This is a genomic window from Streptomyces sp. NPDC092952, from assembly GCF_044754785.1.
Classification (GTDB): domain Bacteria; phylum Actinomycetota; class Actinomycetes; order Streptomycetales; family Streptomycetaceae; genus Streptomyces.
The window spans coordinates 486,586-502,341 of sequence record NZ_JBIVPT010000001.1 but is presented as its reverse complement, the minus strand read 5'-3'; the positions used below and the strand labels follow the sequence as shown (position 1 = coordinate 502,341).

Annotated in this window: 12 protein-coding genes and 1 riboswitch; of the genes, 5 read left to right on the top strand and 7 right to left on the bottom strand. The window is 73.3% G+C overall.

Annotated features, from left to right (window positions below; genetic code table 11):
- The first annotated feature begins 66 nt into the window (after positions 1–66).
- Both ACIQGQ_RS02215 and ACIQGQ_RS02210 read left to right on the top strand, forming a co-directional pair.
- Positions 67–1,362: a PspC domain-containing protein gene (locus tag ACIQGQ_RS02215; RefSeq protein ID WP_402389599.1), complete on the top strand. Its 1,296-nt coding sequence runs from the start codon at positions 67–69 to the stop codon at positions 1,360–1,362.
- A complete protein-coding gene (locus ACIQGQ_RS02210) occupies positions 1,346–2,044 on the top strand; it encodes a response regulator transcription factor (protein ID WP_352273574.1) in 699 nt (232 codons plus the stop codon). The genes ACIQGQ_RS02215 and ACIQGQ_RS02210 overlap by 17 nt, the downstream gene beginning before the upstream one ends.
- Before the next feature lie 22 nt (positions 2,045–2,066).
- Here ACIQGQ_RS02210 and ACIQGQ_RS02205 read toward each other — a convergent pair whose 3' ends face one another.
- Positions 2,067–2,828, bottom strand: a complete 762-nt coding sequence (locus tag ACIQGQ_RS02205) for a GNAT family N-acetyltransferase (RefSeq protein WP_402389596.1) — start codon at positions 2,826–2,828, stop codon at positions 2,067–2,069.
- 79 nt (positions 2,829–2,907) lie between these two features.
- Entirely contained in the window at positions 2,908–3,954 is a 1,047-nt protein-coding gene (locus ACIQGQ_RS02200; RefSeq protein WP_402389593.1) for an NlpC/P60 family protein, read from the bottom strand.
- 316 nt (positions 3,955–4,270) lie between these two features.
- On the opposite strand from ACIQGQ_RS02200, the gene ACIQGQ_RS02195 reads away from it, so the two are divergent.
- On the top strand, positions 4,271–4,624 hold the full coding sequence (locus ACIQGQ_RS02195; RefSeq protein ID WP_402389591.1) for a hypothetical protein: 354 nt from the start codon (positions 4,271–4,273) through the stop codon (positions 4,622–4,624).
- Positions 4,625–4,724: 100 nt separating this feature from the next.
- On the opposite strand, the gene ACIQGQ_RS02190 is transcribed toward ACIQGQ_RS02195, so the two are convergent.
- Entirely contained in the window at positions 4,725–5,858 is a 1,134-nt protein-coding gene (locus ACIQGQ_RS02190) for an NlpC/P60 family protein (protein WP_402389588.1), read from the bottom strand.
- Positions 5,859–5,865: 7 nt separating this feature from the next.
- A riboswitch (cyclic di-AMP (ydaO/yuaA leader) is annotated at positions 5,866–6,029 on the bottom strand.
- Between the two features lie 222 nt (positions 6,030–6,251).
- Between ACIQGQ_RS02190 and pcrA the strand changes: the two genes are divergently transcribed.
- The gene (gene pcrA / locus ACIQGQ_RS02185) at positions 6,252–8,693 is read left to right on the top strand and encodes a DNA helicase PcrA (RefSeq protein WP_402389585.1); all 2,442 of its coding nucleotides are present in this window, start codon (positions 6,252–6,254) and stop codon (positions 8,691–8,693) included.
- 59 nt (positions 8,694–8,752) lie between these two features.
- Here the strand turns inward: pcrA and ACIQGQ_RS02180 are convergent, their stop codons facing one another.
- On the bottom strand, positions 8,753–10,363 hold the full coding sequence (locus ACIQGQ_RS02180; RefSeq protein ID WP_402389583.1) for a M23 family metallopeptidase: 1,611 nt from the start codon (positions 10,361–10,363) through the stop codon (positions 8,753–8,755).
- A 305-nt stretch (positions 10,364–10,668) separates the two neighbouring features.
- A complete protein-coding gene (locus tag ACIQGQ_RS02175) occupies positions 10,669–11,598 on the bottom strand; it encodes an esterase/lipase family protein (protein WP_402389580.1) in 930 nt (309 codons plus the stop codon).
- Between the two features lie 330 nt (positions 11,599–11,928).
- Between ACIQGQ_RS02175 and ACIQGQ_RS02170 the strand changes: the two genes are divergently transcribed.
- Complete coding sequence (locus ACIQGQ_RS02170; RefSeq protein WP_352273566.1) at positions 11,929–12,342, top strand: cobalamin B12-binding domain-containing protein; 414 nt, start codon at positions 11,929–11,931, stop codon at positions 12,340–12,342.
- Positions 12,343–12,685: 343 nt separating this feature from the next.
- On the opposite strand, the gene ACIQGQ_RS02165 is transcribed toward ACIQGQ_RS02170, so the two are convergent.
- Both ACIQGQ_RS02165 and ACIQGQ_RS02160 read right to left on the bottom strand, forming a co-directional pair.
- Positions 12,686–14,278, bottom strand: a complete 1,593-nt coding sequence (locus ACIQGQ_RS02165; protein WP_402389578.1) for a DUF5691 domain-containing protein — start codon at positions 14,276–14,278, stop codon at positions 12,686–12,688.
- A gap of 58 nt (positions 14,279–14,336) precedes the next feature.
- Positions 14,337–15,737 carry an SWIM zinc finger family protein gene (locus tag ACIQGQ_RS02160; RefSeq protein ID WP_402389575.1) on the bottom strand — a complete coding sequence of 467 codons (1,401 nt, stop codon included), beginning with the start codon at positions 15,735–15,737 and terminating at the stop codon, positions 14,337–14,339.
- Positions 15,738–15,756: the final 19 nt, after the last annotated feature.

Below are 15,756 nucleotides of genomic sequence, written 5' to 3'. Positions count from 1 at the left end.
GGGGCGGAGGACCTTAGGGGGCCGACCCTGATGCCACGGCCCGTGCGGGCATGTGACGATCGGTGCATGCCCGCCACCACCCGAGCCCCCGGCTCCCGCCCCGCAGACTCAGAGGAGCCGCCGCCCCGGAAGCTGTACCGCAGCGCCGACGGGCGGTTCCTGGGCGGGGTCGCGCGCGGCCTGGCCGGGCATGTCGGGCTGCCCGTCGTCTGGGTGCGGTTCTTCTTCGTCGGCCTGTTCTTCGCGGACGGGTTCGGCGCGGTGCTCTACGCGGTGTTCTGGATCGTCGTCCCGCTCGGCGTCGGCGGCGTCGAGGCGCCCCGCCCGGTCTTCGAGACCGGCCCGGACGGCCGCCGCAGATTCCGCAAGCCCGACAAGGGCCAGGTCTTCGCGCTGATCGCGCTGTTCATCGGCGGTCTGGTCTTCGTCGGCAACGTCGACATGAGCAGCGGCGCCAACCGCTACATCTGGCCCGCCGTGCTGATCGGCGGCGGCTCCGTCCTGGTGTGGCGGCAGGCCGACAACGCCCGCCGCGCCCGCTGGATGGAGGTCGGCCGCCGCCGCCGGGTCCTGCACCTGGCCCGGGGGCTCGCCGGGGTCGCCCTGGTCGGTGTGGGCCTGGCCGTCTTCGTCGTCGTACGCGGCTCCGCCGCCCAGCTCGGCAACGTCCTGACCGCCGCGATCGCCGTGCTCACCGGCATCGCGCTGCTGGCCGGCCCCTATCTCGTCCGGATGACCCAGGACCTCTCCGAGGAACGCCTGATGCGCATCCGGGCCCAGGAACGGGCCGAGGTCGCCGCCCACGTCCACGACTCGGTGCTGCACACCCTCACCCTGATCCAGCGCCGCGCGGAGGACGCCGGGGAGGTCCGCAGGCTCGCCCGCGCCCAGGAACGGGAGCTGCGCAACTGGCTGTACAACCCCGAGGGCACCGGCAAGGAGGAGGACGACGAGCCCGAGACCCTCGCCGAGGCGGTCAAGCGCGCCGCCGCCGAGGTCGAGGACAAGCACGGCGTCCCGCTGGAGGTGGTCGTCGTCGGCGACTGCCCGCTCGACGAGAAGCTGGTCGCGCAGATGCAGGCCGCGCGCGAGGCGATGGTCAACGCCGCCAAGTACGGTGGCGAGGGCGGTGCCGTACAGGTCTACGCGGAGGTCGAGGGCCGCACGGTCTTCGTCTCGGTCCGCGACCGGGGGCCGGGCTTCGACCTGGACGCCGTACCGGGGGACAGAATGGGCGTACGAGAATCAATCATCGGCCGGATGCAGCGCAACGGGGGCACGGCGCGGCTGCGTCCGGTGCCCGGCGGGGGCACGGAGGTCGAGCTGGAGATGGAGAGGGCGAGCGATGACCATGACCACTGAGGGGGCGGCCGGGGGCCCGGAGCGCCGGGTACGGGTCGTGCTCGTCGACGACCACCGGATGTTCCGCACCGGCGTCCAGGCCGAGATCGGCCGCACGGAGGAGACCGGCGTCGAGGTGGTCGGCGAGGCCGCCGACGTCGACCAGGCGGTCACCGTCATCACGGCGACCCGCCCCGAGGTCGTCCTCCTCGACGTCCACCTGCCGGGCGGCGGCGGCGTCGAGGTGCTGCGCCGCTGCTCCTCGCTGATGGGGGCCGTCGACAATCCGGTGCGGTTCCTGGCGCTGTCCGTGTCGGACGCCGCCGAGGACGTCATCGGGGTCATCCGGGGCGGTGCCCGGGGCTACGTCACCAAGACCATCACCGGCGCCGACCTGGTCGACTCGGTCTTCCGGGTCCAGGAGGGCGACGCGGTGTTCTCGCCCCGGCTGGCCGGCTTCGTCCTGGACGCCTTCGCCTCCACGGACGCGCCGCCGGTGGACGAGGACCTGGACCGCCTCACCCAGCGCGAGCGCGAGGTGCTGCGGCTGATCGCCCGCGGCTACGCGTACAAGGAGATCGCCAAGCAGCTGTTCATCTCGGTGAAGACGGTCGAGTCGCACGTCTCGGCGGTGCTGCGCAAGCTCCAGCTCTCCAACCGGCACGAGCTGACCCGGTGGGCGACGGCCCGGCGGCTGGTCTGAGCCGCCGGACCCCACCGCGACATCAGGCCGGGTCGAGCGAGATGTTCAGCTTCTCGCCGATCCGGTCGAAGCCGATGCCCGCGTAGATCCGCTCCACGGCCTCGTCGGCCGGCTCCAGCCACACCACCCGGCAGCCGCGCTCGAACGCGGTGGCCGTCAGGTGGGCGGAGAGCGCGGCGCCGATGCCCCGGCGGCGGTAGGCGTCGGCGACGGCCAGCCCGGCCAGCTCGGTGAGCCCGTCGACCGGTACGGAGCAGCCGCCCGCGCCGACCGGTACGCCGTCGAGCGTGGCGAGGGCCGCGACCCCGCCGCCCTCGGCCGCCGTGCGCAGCCACCGCGCCGTGCCGTCCTCGGGCTCGCCGGTCCCGCCGTAGCCGTGGTGCTGGACGAGCGCGGCGGCGGCGAACTGGGCTTCGGTGGACGGCTCGACGGTCGTGAGCTCCGGCACCGGCTTCGGCGTCCGCAGCCCGTCCGGGACGCAGGCCATGATCGGGGCCCGGTTCTCGACGGTGAACCCGGCGGCCAGCAGCGCGGGTTCGACCGCGGGCGCCGAGCCGGGCAGGAACTCCAGCCGGGGCAGCCGGTCGTGCGCCCGGAAGGCGGCGACCAGCGCGTCGATGTCCTCGGCGGTCGGCTCCGCGTCCTGGTCGGGTATGGCGTAATTGGCGTACTTGAGGGACCAGTCGGGGTTGTACCGCACGGTGAACGGCCCGACCCGGAGGTGGTCCGGGGAGCGCTGGGCGAGCGTGCGGGCGTGGGTCTGGACGTCGGCGTCCACGGGCATGTCGGTTCGTCCTCGGGCCGGTTGATCGGTGGTGGGCCGCCGCCGTGACGGCGGACGGCCCGGACCGGCGTCGGGGAGCCTATGCCACCCGGGTCGCCCCGGCGAAGGGCATCTGGTCGATCGGGGCGATCCGGACCGGGGTGCCGGGGCGCGGGGCGTGGATCATCTGCCCGTTGCCGATGTAGAGCCCGACATGGCTGATGCCGGAGAAGAAGAACACCAGGTCGCCGGGGGCGAGTTCGGAGCGGGAGACCCGCCGTCCGGCGTTGATCTGGGTGTACGTCGTCCGGGGCAGCGAGACCCCGGCGGAGCGCCAGGCGGCCTGGGTGAGCCCGGAGCAGTCGAAGGAGGAGGGGCCGGTGGCGCCCCACACGTACGGCTTGCCGAGCGCCCCGTACGCGAAGGCGACGGCCGCGGCGGCGCGGGCACTGGGCGCCTGGACGGAGCCGCGCGGCAGGGAGCGGGAGGCGCGGACCGCCGAGCCGTGGTCGCTGTTCTCGTACGAGGAGCGCTCGGTCGGGGTCAGGCGGTCGAGGAGCCGGCGGGCCTCGGTCAGCCGGGTGGTGATCGTCGCCTTGCTCTTCCTCAGCTCGGCGCGGCGGGCGGTCAGGTCGGCGAGCTGCCCCTTGGCCTCGGCGCGGAGCGTGGCGATCCGGGCGACCTGCCGGCGGACCCGGTCGAGCGCGACGGACTGGCGGTCGGCGATCCGGTCCAGGTAGGAGGCGCGCTCCAGGTACTGGTCGGGGTCGGAGGAGAGCGCCAGCTGCACGGAGGGGCCGAGGCCGCTGGTGCGGTACTGCGCGGCGGCGAAGGCGCCCAGCTCGTCGCGGGAGGTGTTGAGGCGCTCGGTGCGGCGGGCGGCCTCGTCGCGCAGGTCGTCGAGGGCCTTCTCCGCGGCGGTGGCCTTCTCCTTCGCCCCGTTGTACCGCTCGGTGGCGATCTCGGCCTCGTGGTACAGCCGGTCCACCTCGGACTTGACCTGGGCGGGGGTGCGCTGCGGTTCGGCGTGGGCCGCGGGGCCGGGCAGTGCGGCGGCGGTGGCGGCCCCGGTGAGGGCGAGGGTCGCCGCGGTGCGGGCAGCAGGGCCGGTGTACAGGCGCTGCTTGGGTTTCCGATGCGCTGCCACGGGGGCGTGCGTCCTTCCTGACGACTGCCCGACGGGGGGTACCGGCGGGCCCGCCGGTACGTTCGGCGGAGTGGCCGGTCCCGTCGGGGCGGGGCGCCCGGTCCGTCAGTGACGCTAAACCCGGGACACGGGCCGGAGTCGTAATGACGCATATTGCTCGTTTTTGGCGTGGCAATGCCGTCGATTGATCGGAAAAATTACGCCAGAGTCACGCAATTGGTACAGGTGCGAGCCGAGCGACACGGAGGCGTGTTTGCCCGGCGAAGGTGGACCTGCCTGTCGGGGGGTGGTATGGCCATGGCTAGGCTGCGGCCTCATGGACGTACTCATTCATGCCTTCGTCGCCCTGCACATCATCGGCATCGCCTCCCTGCTGGGTGGATTCCTCACCCAGATGAAGGCGATGGGCGCGGGCACGGCCCGCTTCGTCCCGGCGATGCTGCACGGTGCGCTGACCATGCTGGTCACCGGTATCGCGCTCGTCGGGATGCGCGAGGCCGACGGCGGCCACGTGAACAACATCAAGATCGGTGTGAAGCTGCTGATCCTGGTCGTCATCCTCGCGCTCGTCTACATCAAGCGGGACGAGGAGAAGGTCGACAAGGGGGCCTTCGCGGCGGTCGGCGGGCTCACGCTCGCCAACATCTTCATCGCCACGCTCTGGGTCTGACCCCGCTCCCGGCTGCCGGGCGGACCCGGCAGCCGGTGCGCGGCGCGCGTGCCTCGGTCGTGGCGGGCGTCATGGAGCCCGTCGTGGACTCCGTCGTGGACTACGCCGGGCGCACGCTGCCGTAGATCGGCATGTAGTAGATCGACTCCTCGCGCACGTTCGCCCCGGGCTTCGGTGCGTGGATCATCATCCCGTCGCCCTTGTAGATGCCGACGTGGCTGATGTCGTCGTAGAAGAAGACCAGGTCACCGGGGCGCAGATCCGCCGTCGCGACCCGGGTGCCGATCTTGACCTGGTCCCAGGTGGTGCGCGGGATGTCCACACCGGCGGCCTTCCAGGCGGCCTGGGTGAGCCCGGAGCAGTCGTACGACGCCGGGCCCGTCGCGCCCCACACGTACGGCTTGCCGATCTGGGCGCGGGCGAAGGCGAGAACCTGCTCGGCCTTGCTGCTGGTGCCGCTGCCCGTGCCGGACCCGGTGCCCGTGCCGGTCCCCGTGCCGCCGGACTTCTTCGCGTCCTCGGCGGCCTTGCGTTCGGCCTCGGCCTGCTGCTTCGCCAGCTCCTCGGCCTTCCGCGCCGCCTCCGCCTCCTTCTTCCGCTCGATCTCCGCGAGCCGCGCCTTCTCCTCGGCGGTCAGCTTCGACAGCAGCGTGCGCGCCTCGGTCAGCTTCGTCCGGACGTCCTGCTTGCTGGTGCGCAGATCGGCCTGGGCCGTCGTCAGCGTCTCCAGGCTCCGTACCGCCTCGGCCCGCTTCTTCGCGGTCCTCTCCTGCTGGACGCGGAAGTCCGTGACCGCCTTCTGCTGGCGGTTGGTCATCCGGTCCATCAGCTGGCTCTGGTCGAAGTACGACTGCGGGTCGTCGGCCAGGAAGAACGTGGCGGTCGGCGCGATGGAGCCGTTGCGGTACTGCGCGGCCGCGAAGGCGCCCAGCGTCCTGCGGGCCTCGTTGAGCTTGTCGGCGCGCTCGGCGACGTCCTCCAGCAGGGCGTCGACCCTGGCGCGCTGGGCGGAGGACGCCTCCTTCGCCCGGTTGTACTTCTGGGTCGCGGTGCCCGCCTGCCGGTAGAGGTCGTCCACCTGCTTCTGGACGTCCTCGACGCTCGGCCTCGGATTCGGCGCGGCCACCGCGCTCTGCGTGGAGAGCAGCGTCACGGACGCCAGGGCCGCGGTGGTGAGCCCGACGGCCGGTGCGGTGGAACGCACCCGGGCGCGCGGTTTGCGGTGCGATGCCAAGAGGGGCATCTCCTTCCGTGGACCGCCTGCCGGGACAGGGCGGGTTCGGGCGAACGGAAGGCCGCCCTACGGTCCATGTGTGGGGGAAGGACCGATTCACCCCGATGGTGCGTGGTGGATCCCCGGCTCCGGACTCCCGCACGGGCAGCCCGGATTCGGCGCGGGCGCCCGCTCGGCGTGGGTCGCCGCAAGGGGGCCGGGCCGCCCGGTCGAGCACGCTAGCCAACCCGTGGTGCCGCTGGGAAGGTTGATGTTCGAAATGCCCGATACATTTTCGTGACCTGCGTAACGGGGGTCCGGATGCTCACCCCGCGTGGGCCGCCGCTGCCGCTCCGTACCGTCTCCCCGAACGGCCGCCGGGCGCCGGGGGCCAGCCCGTAGACTCGACAAGCGATGAGCAGCCTCTTTGACGACAGTTTCCTGGCCGGCCTCCAGCACTCGGAGGAAGAGCCCCCGCCGCCCCCCGAGGACACCGCGCCCGAGGAGGTGCCGGAGGGGCTGTTCGATGGCGTGTTCGACGGCCCGCCGCCCCGGGACGCCTACTACCGCGACGGCGCCCCCCGCCCCGTCATCGACCCCGAGGCGCTCCTCGACGGGCTGAACACCGAGCAGCGCGCCGCGGTCGTCCACGCCGGCTCCCCGCTGCTCATCGTCGCCGGGGCCGGCTCGGGCAAGACCCGGGTGCTCACCCACCGGATCGCCCACCTCCTCGCCGAGCGCGGGGTGCACCCCGGCCAGATCCTGGCGATCACCTTCACCAACAAGGCCGCCGGCGAGATGAAGGAGCGCGTCGAGCAGCTCGTCGGACCGCGCGCCAACGCCATGTGGGTCATGACCTTCCACAGCGCCTGCGTCCGCATCCTGCGCCGCGAGTCCAAGCGCCTCGGCTTCACCTCGTCGTTCTCGATCTACGACGCGGCCGACTCCAAGCGGCTGATGGCCCTGGTCTGCCGCGATCTCGACCTCGACCCGAAGCGCTTCCCGCCGAAGTCGTTCACGGCCAAGGTCTCCAACCTGAAGAACGAGCTGATCGACGAGGAGACCTTCGCCGGCCAGGCCGCCGACGGCTTCGAGAAGACCCTCGCCCAGGCGTACGCGATGTACCAGTCCCGGCTGCGCGAGGCCAACGCGCTGGACTTCGACGACATCATCATGACGACGGTCCACCTGCTCCAGGCGTTCCCCGACGTCGCCGAGCACTACCGCCGCCGCTTCCGCCACGTCCTGGTCGACGAGTACCAGGACACCAACCACGCCCAGTACACCCTGGTCCGCGAGCTGGTCGGCCCGGCGGGCGAGAACGACGCCCCGGCCGAACTGTGCGTCGTCGGTGACGCCGACCAGTCGATCTACGCCTTCCGCGGCGCGACCATCCGCAACATCCTCCAGTTCGAGGAGGACTACCCCGACGCGACGACGATCCTCCTGGAGCAGAACTACCGCTCCACGCAGACGATCCTCTCCGCCGCCAACGCCGTCATCGAACGCAACGAGAGCCGCCGCCCCAAGAACCTCTGGACCAACGCCGGCACCGGCGCCCGGATCACCGGCTACGTCGCCGACACCGAGCACGACGAGGCGCAGTTCGTCGCCGACGAGATCGACCGGCTGACCGACGCGGGCGACGCCAAGGCCGGTGACGTGGCGGTCTTCTACCGGACCAACGCGCAGTCCCGCGTCTTCGAGGAGATCTTCATCCGCGTCGGCCTGCCCTACAAGGTCGTCGGCGGAGTGCGCTTCTACGAGCGCAAGGAGGTCCGCGACATCCTGGCCTACCTGCGCGTCCTCGCCAACCCCGAGGACACCGTCCCGCTGCGCCGCATCCTCAACGTGCCCAAGCGCGGCATCGGCGACCGCGCCGAGGCCATGATCGACGCGCTCTCCCTGCGCGAGAAGATCACCTTCCCGCAGGCGCTGCGCCGGGTCGACGAGGCGTACGGCATGGCCGCCCGTTCCGCCAACGCCGTCAAGCGGTTCAACACGCTGATGGAGGAGCTGCGCACGATCGTCGAGTCGGGCGCGGGTCCCGCGGTGGTCCTGGAAGCGGTCCTGGAGCGTACGGGCTACCTCGCCGAACTCCAGGCGTCCACCGACCCGCAGGACGAGACCCGGATCGAGAACCTCCAGGAACTCGCCGCGGTCGCCCTCGAATTCGAGCAGGAGCGGGGCGAGGCGGGCGAGGAGGGCGCCGGTACGCTCGCCGACTTCCTGGAGAAGGTCGCGCTCGTCGCCGACTCCGACCAGATCCCCGACGAGGACGAGGACGGCTCCGGCGTCATCACGCTGATGACCCTGCACACGGCGAAGGGCCTCGAATTCCCGGTCGTCTTCCTGACCGGCATGGAGGACGGCGTCTTCCCGCACATGCGGGCCCTGGGGCAGACGAAGGAGCTGGAGGAGGAGCGGCGCCTCGCCTACGTGGGCATCACCCGGGCCCGCGAGCGGCTCTATCTGACCCGGGCGGCGATGCGCAGCGCGTGGGGCCAGCCGTCGTACAACCCGCCGTCCCGCTTCCTGGAGGAGATCCCGGACCAGCACCTGGACTGGCGGCGGAAGGGCCCGATGGCCGCCTCGGCGGGACCGACCTCGGGGATCACGTCCTCGCTCTCCGCCTCCCGCGCGCGCTCCGGCCCCTCGGGCTTCGCGACCCGGCGGACCTCGGACAAGCCGACGATCACGCTGGCCGTCGGGGACCGGGTCACGCACGACCAGTTCGGGCTCGGCACGGTGACGGCGGTCGAGGGCGTCGGCGACCAGGCGAAGGCCACGGTCGACTTCGGCGACGAACGCCCGAAGAAGCTGCTGCTCCGCTACGCCCCGGTCGAGAAGCTGTAGGCGGAGAAAACGCGGAGGGGGCCCGAGCGGATGCGCTCGGGCCCCCTCCGCGTTGCGGCTCAGGTCGGGTTGACGCCGTGGCTGCGCAGCCACGGCAGCGGGTTCACCGCGGCGCCGCCGCCGGGCCGCACCTCGAAGTGCAGATGCGGGCCGGTCGAGTTCCCGGTGTTGCCCGAGTACGCGATGACGTCACCGGCCTTGACCGGGCCCGAGCGGATCCGGGTGCTGCTGAGGTGGCAGTACCAGGTCTCCGTGCCGTCGGCCATGGTGACGATCGCCATGTTGCCGTACGCGCTGTTCAGCTGGGTGCGCACGGTGCCGTCCGTCGCGGCCATCACGGGCGTGCCCTCCAGCACCGGGAAGTCGATGCCGGTGTGCACGGACATCCAGTTGATGCCCGCCTGACCGAAGTACGCGCTGAGCCCGTGCTGCTTGACCGGCAGCACGAACTTGGGACGCAGCGCCTCCTTGCGGGCGGCCTCCTCCTCGCGCTTCTTCTTCTCGGCGGCCTGCCGTTCGCGCAGGTCGATACGTTCCTGGGTTCGGCTGGCGCGGTCGGCGAAGTTCTCCGCGTTGGCGCTGAGCTTGGCGAGCTGGGTGTCCAGCTTGTTGTTGGCCTCGGCGGGCTTGACGGAGTCGGCCGCCGCCAGCGCCGTGGTGTCGTCCTTCTTGTCGTCCCCGCCGAGCCCGCCGACCGAGGCCGCGGCGATCCCGGCCACGCTCATCACGCAGGCGGACGGAATGGCGACGGTCAGCAGCGCGGAACGCTTCGCGGGCGTACGACGACGGCCGCGGCCACCACCCCGGGTGGCGGGGCGGTCGGGGGAGCGGCGCGGACCGGACGCGAGCTCGGTGCTCTCCGGCCCGTCGGGACCGTCCGCCGCGTCGAGGTCGTCGGCGGCGTCCGTGCCGTTGGTGCCGTCCGTGGCGGCGGTGTCGTTCGCGCCGTCCGGGGCATAGGGGGCGTACGGGTCGTACGCGTAGAAGGCGGTCCGGTCGGCGTAGGGCTCGTACTCCGCGTAGTCGTCGCCGTGCGCGGGGTGTGCCTCGTGGGTCTCGTGCGGCAGCCGCGCGGTCTCCATGGTCTGCGTGAGCTGCTGGTCGAAGGCGGGCTCGGGTGCGGGCGCGGCGCCGGTGTTCCAGGCGGTGGCGTCGTAGGCGCCGGTGTCGTACGCGGCCGTGCTGTTCACCGCCGCGTCGTTCATGGCCCAGTGGCCGTCCGTGGACCAGCTGCCGGTGTCCCACTGCCCGGTGCTCTCCGGGGAACCGCCCTGGGCCGGGATGCCGGGGAAGACCGCGGTGGAGGTGGTGGCGTCCGTGCCGTAGTCGGCGGTCGTCCAGACGGCCGTGGTGCCGTAGGCCGGGCCCGTCGTGTACTGCGGCTCCGTGTACGGCTGCTCCGGGTAGTGCGGCTCCGTGTACTGCTGCGGCTCGGGCTGCGTGGCGTACGGGGCGTAGGCGTCGTACGAGGCGGTCGGGTGCGCTCCGGTGTCCCACTGGGTGGAGTCGTACTGGCCGCTGTACCCGTCGACATGGCCGATGCCGTAGCCGCCGCCGTACGTGCTGTCGTGACCGGCCTGGAACGAGCCGAAGAGCGGATCGCCGTGGAAGCCGCCGGTCGCTCCGCCGTCGTGTCCGGCGTACCCGGCGTCGGGGTGCTGGTCGTTCACCAACTTCTCTCTCGCCTCGGCAGCAGGACCTGTGCTCTGGGGTCCGGTGGGGGAATCCCAGGGGGAGCAGTGGCCGCGACTGTACCCGCCGCTACCTGACGTCGACAATCTTCCACGGGTTCCGGCGGCTCAGGAAACGGGCAATCGGCCGCCTTTCGGCGGCCAGTGCACAGACCCTTGGCTCTATGTTCGAAGTCTGTTCTATTTGCGGCGTCACTGTCGGTTGCGAAGGCCGGGTCGGCGACGGGGGCCGTACGCCGCACTGCGGTCCGTGGGTCCGGTGAGGTCTGTGGGGCCTGTGGGGCTCAGGCTGCTCCCGCATCCTCGGCGGGTCCGGCCGCCGGGCCGCCGGATTCCTCCAGCGCCTCGCGGATCGCGGCGACCACGGTCGGGTGCACCGGCAGTGCGAGGTGGCCGATGCCCGTGACGCGTACGTTCTCCGCGTCCAGGTCGGGGTGGTCGATGCGGGCGGCCTCGGGCGGGACGATCACCCGGTCCAGCTCGCCCCAGAAGCTCACGAAGCGGGTGCGGCAGCCGGGCGCGGGCAGGCGCAGCTCCTCGATCGGCGCGGATCCGGTGCGCATCTGCCGCACGATGGGGTGAGCGCTGGCCAGGGGGGCGACGGCGGTGCCGCCGTGCGGGGTGCCGAGCGTGACCAGGGTGCGGACCCGCTGGTCGCCGCCGAGCCGCTGGACGTAGTAGCGGGCGATCAGTCCGCCGAGGCTGTGCCCGACGATGTCGATCTCCTGGTGCCCGGTGCGGGCGCAGATCTCCTCGACATGCCGCCCGAACAGCTCGGCCGCAGTCCGGATGTCGCAGGTCAGCGGTGAGTAGTTGAGCGATTCCACATGGCGGTGGCCGTGCTGGGCGAGGGCGCGGCGCAGCAGGACGAAGACCGAGCGGTTGTCGATGAAGCCGTGCACCAGGACGACCGGGGGAGGCTCCTCGCCGGCGGGCGGGACGGGGGCCCGGGCGGGGGTTCTGGCGGAGGCGGCGCGGCCGGTGGTGGCAGGGCCGGTGGCGGGGTCGGCGGTGTCGGTGGGTGGTTCGGCCGGGCACGGTGCGTTCCGTCGTTCACCGGTGATGCCGGTCGGGTAGAGGAGCACATGAGCCGTGAGGGCCACCAGTTCCAGGGCGGTGGCCTTCAGCAGCGCGGCGGACGGCCCGGTGGGACGCGGCCCCGGACCGAGCGGCGGGGGGAGCGGCAGTGACGGGAGAAAAGGCAGGACCTTCATGGCCGACCTCCGGCTTCGACGAGCGGGGGAGGCGGCTGTGCGGTCACCGGCGCGCGGTACGGACGGACCGGCGGACCGGGCCGGCCGTACCACCGCGCCGTGCGGCTGACGGCACGCTGGTACGGGCGACCTCGTCGCGGCTCCCCTGGCGACCGGTCCCCGCACGGCTGGCGTGCCGCGTGCATACGGGGGCGGTGCCCGGTGAACATGTCCCACTGTGTGATTTCCCCCTCCCCGTCCACCGCGAAACGACGGCTTGCGGGATGCTGTAGATAACGTTCGTTCACATCCCCGGCCCTTCAGGCGCGGGAGAGGCATGTGGAGGCAGTGATGGGTGTGACCGGTCCGATCCGTGTGGTGGTGGCGAAGCCGGGGCTGGACGGCCATGATCGCGGGGCCAAGGTGATCGCGAGGGCGCTGCGCGACGCGGGTATGGAGGTCATCTACACCGGGCTGCACCAGACGCCCGAGCAGATCGTGGACACCGCGATCCAGGAGGACGCCGACGCGATCGGCCTCTCGATCCTCTCCGGCGCGCACAACACGCTCTTCGCCAAGGTCATCGAGTTGCTGAAGGAGCGCGAGGCGGAGGACATCAAGGTCTTCGGCGGCGGCATCATCCCGGAGGACGACATCGCCCCGCTGAAGGAGCAGGGTGTCGCGGAGATCTTCACCCCGGGTGCCACGACGACCGCGATCGTGGAGTGGATCAACGCGAACATCCGCCACCACGCGGAGGCCTGACCTCCCCGGGCCGGGCCTTCACGGGCCGGTCCTCTGCGGTGTCTTTCCCCGACCTGGCCGCCCCTGATTCGGCCCGGCCCTGATTCGGCCCGGCCCTGTCCCGGTCCCGTCCCTGGATGGGCCGGGCCGGTCCTGTTCCCGGTGGCGTGCGTCCTCGGCCTCGGCCGTGTGCCCGGCGGGATCAGCCCTCGGGCCTGTTCCCGGCGGCCCGTCTCGGCCCGTGCCCGGGTCCTCGCCCCGTGGCTCTGCACCGTCCCGCCCGGTACCTGGCCCGCCCGGGTCCTCGGCCTGCTCGTGCCGGTGCCGGTGCCGGTAGGGGTGGGCCGAGGACCGGGCGGGGGCGTCAGGGCGGGGTCAGCTCCGCCACCATCTCGGCGCGCAGCCGCAGCGTGGAGACGAGCCGCTGGAAGGCCTCGGACCAGTAGCCGCCCGCGCCCGGTGAGGCGTCCGCCGACTCGTCGGGCGTGGTCGTCAGGACCTCCAGGCGGTCCGCCTCCGCCGGGTTCAGACAGCGCTCGGCCAGGCCCATCACACCACTGAAGCTCCATGGGTAGCTGCCCGCGTCCCGGGCGATGTCCAGCGCGTCCACGACCGCGCGGCCCAGCGGACCGGCCCAGGGGGTCGGGCAGACGCCCAGGAGCTGGAACGCCTCCGACAGCCCGTGCGCGGCGATGAACCCGGCGACCCAGTCTCCCCGCTCGGCCGCGGGGAGTATGCCGAGGAGCTTCGAGCGCTCGGCCAGCGACGACGTTCCCGGGCCGCTCGACGGCGGGGCGGACGGGGCGCCGAGCAGCGCGCGGGCCCATCCGGCGTCCCGCTGCCGTATGGCCGCCCGGCACCACGCCGCGTGCAGCTCCTCGGCCCAGCCGTCCGCGACCGGGAGGGCGACGATCTCCCGGGCGGTACGGTGGCCGAACCGCGCGGGCCAGGTGGCGAGCGGCGTCGCCTCGACGAGCTGGCCGAGCCACCACGACCGTTCCCCCCGGCCGGACGGCGGCACCGCCACCACGCCGTCGCGCTCCATCGCCCCGTCGCACTCGTGCGGGGCCTCCACGGCGACCGATGGTTCGTCGCCGGTGAGATCCGGACTCACGCAGGACAGCGCCCGGGACGCCATCCGGGCCCCGAGCGCCGACTCCGGCAGGGCGGAGAGCAGCTCGGCGGCGGTGGAGCGGACATTGCGACTGCGGTCGGAGAGCGCCTGCTCCAGGAAGGGCTCGTCCACGGGGGAGAGCCCGGTGCGCAGCGAGTCGACGAACATCAGCCGGTCCTCGGCCCGCTCGGTGGCCCAGGTGGCGGCGAGCAGCGTCAGCGCTCCGGCGGGGTCGTGCGCCCTCAGGGCCGCGAGCAGCGCGACCCGCTCGGCGAACAGGCCTTCCTCCCACAGCCGGACGACCGCCCCGGAATCCGCCGGAAGGGGGCGCGGTGCGCCGGCGGACGCGCCGCGCAGGGCGAATCGCCACTCGGGATTCAACCCGGCCAGCCACAGCCCGCGCGGGCCCGCGAAGGCCAGCACCTGCGGCCGCAGGTCGGTCCGGGCCCGGGCCGCGTCGAGCAGGGCCGGGAGCAGTTCGGCCGGGGCCCGGAAGCCCCGGCGGTTGGCGGCGGCCAGCCACTGCGGGATCAGCTCCGTGAGGTCGGGGGCCGCGCCGCGCCGCCCGCCCGAGCCGCCCGGTGCCGACCGGTCGGCCAGCAGCTGGGCGAGTCTGCGCCGCGCGGCCGGGGGCGGTGTGGGCCGTGGGTCGGCGGGCGCCGGACCGGGCCGGTCGGCGCCCGGGGCGGGCAGCAGCCCCGCCCGCCGCCGCACGGTGTGGGCCGCCGCCGCGTCGAGCAGTCCGGCGGGCCCGCCACCCCCGGTGGGCGGGCGGCGGTCGGTACCGAGGAGCGCCGTGGTGACGAGTTCCTCCCACGGGGCGGATGCGATGGTGCCGGGCATGGATGGTCCCCCTTCTCGTCCTCGTTCGTGTTCACGCGGTCGCGTTCGACCGGTCGTGTCAGATGAGCGGTACGGGCCCGCCCGCGCCGTCGTCCCCGGCCGCTCCGGGCCAGGCCGCGTACGGGTCGAAGCCGCGGTGACCGCACTCGCCGAAGACCGTGACCGGGGAGCCGCCGGACAGTGCGGCGAGCTTCCACAGCCCGGGCCTCGACAGGGCGGCCTGGGTGACCGGCAGCCCCTCGCCGCCCGCCGCGTCCAGCAGTTGCCAGCCGTCCCCGGACGGCACGGGTATGACCGCGCGCAGCGTCACCGGCCAGGCGTCCAGCCAGGGGTCCTCCCGCAGCGCCGCGCCGTACGCACCGACCGCCTCGGCCGCCGTGCCGCCCGGCGGGGGCGTGCCTGCCCGCTCCACCACCGTGAACTCCCCGGCCGGCTCGGCCCGGAGCCGGCCGGTGCCCGGACGGAACATCAGCCCGGCGTCGACCGTGGCGCCCACCGGCAGGGACAGAGCGGGGGAGCGGCCGGCCGCCCCGAAGGAGAGCAGCAGTGCCGTGCGGCCCGTTCCCCTGCCGTGCAGCCAGACGCGACGCGTGACGAGCCTGCCGTCGGAGGCGTCGTACTGGGCGAGGACCAGCCACTCGTCCCGGACCGGCGGGCCCTCGGCGGGGGCCGTCAGACCCACGCGCGTACGGACCGTGGCGGCCAGCGGTCCGGGCAGCCGGTCGACACCCAGCCAGGCTCTGTCCAGCAGATGCAGCAGCCCGCACTCCTCCAGCAGGCGCACCGGCCAGTCCGGGCCGGAGGCCGGGACGGCCCCCAACTCCCGCACCCGGGACGCCAGCCCCGGGGCCTGGGCGTCGACCATCCGGGCCGCCGTCTCCTCCCAGAACGCGTAGCCCGGCTGCCCGGCCGCCGCCAGTCCGGTCCGCAGCAGATCGGCCAGCCGCTCCTCCAACTCCTGGGCGCCGGCGGTGATGCGCTCGGCCCGGCGCTCGGCCCGCCGTCCGGCGGCCTCCGGGTCGGCCGGGCCCGCGGTCGGGGCGGTGCCCGCCGCGCTCCGCTCCGGCCGCCCGGCCGACCGCTCCCGGCGCTCCGCCAGCCACGCGGCCGCCCAGTCCGGCACCTCGCCCCCGGGCGGCACCGATCCGTCCGACGCCCAGACCAGCAGCAGGCCCAGCGCGTGCTTGCACGGGAACTTCCGGCTCGGGCAACTGCATCCGTACGCGGGGCCGGTGGTGTCCACCACCGTCCGGTACGGCGTGCTCCCGCTTCCCTCGCACAGCCCCCACACCGCCCCCGACCCGTCGCATCCGTGCCCCGACCACGGACCGCCCGGACCGAGCTTCGTCCCCGCCCGGCGCGACGCGTCGTCAGGAGCGAGGGCCAGTACCTGCTCCACCGTCCAGCGCGCCACCGGCCCGGCGGTGCGCGTGGTTTCTCCCCCGTGAGATAGCAGCATGCCGACGACGGTAGAGCGC

Excerpts from the sequence above, each read along its gene's own strand:
- ACIQGQ_RS02165 (WP_402389578.1), bottom strand. The coding sequence starts at position 14,278 with ATGCCCGGCACCATCGCATCCGCCCCGTGGGAGGAACTCGTCACCACG.
- ACIQGQ_RS02170 (WP_352273566.1), top strand. The coding sequence starts at position 11,929 with ATGGGTGTGACCGGTCCGATCCGTGTGGTGGTGGCGAAGCCGGGGCTG.
- pcrA (WP_402389585.1), top strand. The coding sequence starts at position 6,252 with ATGAGCAGCCTCTTTGACGACAGTTTCCTGGCCGGCCTCCAGCACTCG.
- ACIQGQ_RS02210 (WP_352273574.1), top strand. The coding sequence starts at position 1,346 with ATGACCATGACCACTGAGGGGGCGGCCGGGGGCCCGGAGCGCCGGGTA.
- ACIQGQ_RS02195 (WP_402389591.1), top strand. The coding sequence starts at position 4,271 with ATGGACGTACTCATTCATGCCTTCGTCGCCCTGCACATCATCGGCATC.
- ACIQGQ_RS02160 (WP_402389575.1), bottom strand. The coding sequence starts at position 15,737 with ATGCTGCTATCTCACGGGGGAGAAACCACGCGCACCGCCGGGCCGGTG.
- ACIQGQ_RS02175 (WP_402389580.1), bottom strand. The coding sequence starts at position 11,598 with ATGAAGGTCCTGCCTTTTCTCCCGTCACTGCCGCTCCCCCCGCCGCTC.
- ACIQGQ_RS02215 (WP_402389599.1), top strand. The coding sequence starts at position 67 with ATGCCCGCCACCACCCGAGCCCCCGGCTCCCGCCCCGCAGACTCAGAG.
- ACIQGQ_RS02205 (WP_402389596.1), bottom strand. The coding sequence starts at position 2,828 with ATGCCCGTGGACGCCGACGTCCAGACCCACGCCCGCACGCTCGCCCAG.